This window comes from Escherichia sp. TW14182, from assembly GCF_000208525.1.
In the GTDB taxonomy this organism is placed as follows: Bacteria; Pseudomonadota; Gammaproteobacteria; order Enterobacterales; family Enterobacteriaceae; genus Escherichia; species Escherichia ruysiae.
Map to the genome: position 1 here is coordinate 1 of NZ_AEJZ01000461.1, position 1,853 is coordinate 1,853.

A 1,853-nucleotide genomic window follows, 5' to 3' on the forward strand; every position below is an offset into this window, starting at 1 on the left:
ACCATAGCCGGTTCGGGATTCGCATCCGTTGCATTTTGCCCGGTAATATCCTGAAATTGCTTTCACCGTAACAGATGGACAACCACAAAATGGACATGGTTTAACATTGTCATATCTCATAATTTTTCTCATAAAAAATATTTCAAGTTGGCGGTGCATTACACCGCTAGGCTGAATTATTCCTCTGAATTATCGATTACACTGTATTCCCCGGTTAATACAGAGGAATCTGCAGGATCGATTGTCAGTGGTTCCTTTTCATCCATTGATACTGCACGCTGGATCTCAATTGATACGGGCAGGTATTTGAACAGGCGACGAATAGCCGTTTTCTTTGCCATTTCTTCCCAGTGAGTTACCCACGGTCCGTTATTACCAGCTTTACTCTGGCTGCGCACCAGCTCAATCTGTTTGCGCGTCATAACTTCAAACTGAGTACCTCCGTCTTTCAGTCTTGCGACAGCATAGACGTGGGTAACCGGGGCATCTTCGTTTTCTCCTGGGCGGTGTATTAACTTTTCATCAAGGCCAAATTCGAAATTAAACTCGTCACCTTCACGGACAACACGGGCTGACAGGCTGGCGATTTGACCTGAACGGCGAGCCAGATCAATCATGCCGCGATAGCCAATGATTAGCTGAACGTTTTTTTTACCGCTCTTTTCGTTTTTATTACCAAAAGGCAGTAAATATGCATGACCGAGGGCGCTACCTGGCTCAAGTCCGAGCTGTGAACACTGTACGATTGCACTGACAAAACTCATAGTGTCACAGTTTCCTAACGCCGGAACTTTACGAATTTCTGTGGTGGCGATACGGATCATACGTTCAGCCGTCATATGGCGTGGAAGAGCTGCTGCCAGTTGCTCTTTCATTGATGGCTGGTTAATAAAACTAATCACGTCGTTATTTTTAATTGCTGCTGGTGCACGGTTTCCCTGAGTTTTTTGCAGATCGGCTTTTGCGATTGGTGGTTGCTTAGTCATTTGCATATTCCTTAGCCCAGCGGGGCAGTGATAACGTCTTAATAGCTGGCCATTCATCGGTATTGAGGCAGTCAGCCAGGGTTCGCAGATTGCGGTGATATTCCAGCTGACCTGCCAGTTTTGCTTCTTCGCCCATCATGAAAATTTCAACCGGATAACGTCCGCATTCAATAGTTGTGCTGGCAACCAGAAAAACGAAAGTTGGCTGCACTCCAAACTGTGCTTCATAACCGTCACTGTAGAATGCATCCTGAACGTGATAGCGGTAGTCGTAATAAGCGGTTTTGAATCGTTGAATATCTGCCGTAGTTTTCACGTCCATGATCCAGTGAAATTCAGGGATAATTTTGTCCGGACGGCACCGACACAAAATTCCTGTTTCAGGATCTTCCCAGTAAATTGATGATTCAGCGTGTCCGGCGCTTTCAACAAGCCATTGCCCCAGCGGCAAAGCCATAACGCTTTGATACATGAGTTCAATTTTCCGGCCTTCTTCCGCAGTGATAACCGTTTTTCCTGTGCTTGCGCATTCCATCAGAAACGCTTTCTCTTCTTCTTTTCCGGCGTTTGTACGGCGGTTAAATTCAGGTGCTACGATAAAGCGGTTACTGAATTCTTCCGGTTCAAGTACCCGGCAGTGGAAAGCGGTTCCTAAATCGAGCGTTTTTGTCTTTGTGGTGTCCACGGGGGCATTTTTACGCCACAAATACAGTGCCGGAGTATCAGCAATGTCGTCGAGCTGAGACTTACTGACACCGGGACCCGCGTGGTAATTCTCATTCGAAATTCCGTAATAAATACCTGGCTCTATGTCTTCTACGATTACGGGATCTGCGACTTCGCCAGTTTCATCACTGCAATCGCGAT

General features: G+C 46.4%; 3 protein-coding genes. All 3 read right to left on the reverse strand.

Annotated elements, in window-relative coordinates; translation table 11 throughout:
• Nucleotides 1–120 (reverse strand): Lar family restriction alleviation protein (locus tag EQY_RS24010; RefSeq protein ID WP_071988009.1); only part of this gene is annotated, 120 nt, incomplete at its 3' end.
• Nucleotides 121–176: 56 nt separating this feature from the next.
• Entirely contained in the window at nucleotides 177–986 is an 810-nt protein-coding gene (recT, locus tag EQY_RS0123230; protein ID WP_000166313.1) for a recombination protein RecT, read from the reverse strand.
• Nucleotides 979–1,853, reverse strand: an 875-nt coding sequence (locus EQY_RS0123235; RefSeq protein WP_000304837.1) for a PD-(D/E)XK nuclease-like domain-containing protein, incomplete at its 5' end; no start/stop codon positions are given. The genes EQY_RS0123235 and recT, both read right to left, overlap by 8 nt.

Bases quoted from the DNA above. Each gene is read 5' to 3' on its own strand.
- recT (WP_000166313.1), bottom strand. From the start codon at position 986: ATGACTAAGCAACCACCAATCGCAAAAGCCGATCTGCAAAAAACTCAG.